General features: G+C 49.3%; 1 protein-coding gene. It reads right to left on the bottom strand.

Annotated features, from left to right (window positions below; all coding sequences use genetic code 11):
* On the bottom strand, nucleotides 1-1089 hold a 1089-nt coding region (locus tag A3750_RS12580; protein ID WP_068548324.1), incomplete at both ends, for an FAD-binding oxidoreductase.

The following is a 1089-nucleotide window of genomic DNA, read 5'->3' as shown; positions in this document are numbered from 1 at the left end:
CGTATAGGGCACTCTAAACATTTGTCCGCCAGGAAAAGGCATGTGTCTGAGTGACGCAAATGCATCAAACCGTTCAGCCTGACCTTTCACGACTTCACCAATTAGCTTACCGGCTAGGTGGGTGGTTGTTACGCCATGCCCACTGTAACCTTGTGCATAGTAAATCGAGTTATTAATGCGGCCAAACTGGGGGAGGCGGTTCATCGTTAATAAGAAGTCTCCACCCCAAGAATAATCTAGCTTGATATCAGTGAGCGTCGGGAACACGCGTTCAATATGTGGTCGCAAAAACCGTTCAATCGATGCCGGGTCTCCGCCACCGTAAGTCACCCCGCCGCCGAAGAGCAGTCGACCATCCCCAGTTAGGCGATAGTAATCAAGCTTATAATTACAGTCTTCGACACAGTAATTGTTGGGGATGAGTTCCTTTTGAAGCTCTTCGGGTAGCACTTCGGTGCAGACGATTTGCGTTCCACATGGCATGGTCTTCGATGCCAATTCTGGAAATAATCCACCAAGATACGCATTACCACAGACAATTAAGTAATCTGCGGTAACGGAGCCCGCGTCTGTTTTGATCACTGGGCGCTCCGAGCGAACAACATCGATTACTTTGGAGTCTTCAAACACACGTCCGCCCAAAGACTCAAACGCTCTCACTTCGCCTAACAAAAGATTCAAGGGATGGACATGCGCGCCGGTTTTATCGAGTAAGCCGCCAACATATGCATCCGTCGCGATCTCTTTGTGAATCGCTTCGCCATCGAGCATCTCTAGGCCTTGGTGACCAAGGCTCTCCCATAGTGCTTTTTGACCCTGAAGATGACCCATTTGCGTTTTATTGAATGCCGCAAAAATACCGCCGGGCCGGTAGTCGCAGTCAATGTTATATTTCTCGATACGGTTGCGAATAATGTCACCACCCTCAAACGCCATACTCCCGAGGGCTTGCGCCGTCGTCTTGCCGTATTTTCGCTCTATAACATCAATGTCACGTGAGTAGCTATTTACCAATTGACCGCCATTGCGCCCGCTTGCACCATAACCTATTCGAGCAGCTTCTAGTACGGCGACTTTATAACCGTTTTC

It is taken from the genome of Oleiphilus sp. HI0079, from assembly GCF_001635105.1.
Note: the sequence above shows the minus strand (reverse complement) of the source record. Positions and strands in the feature narration are given on the sequence as shown.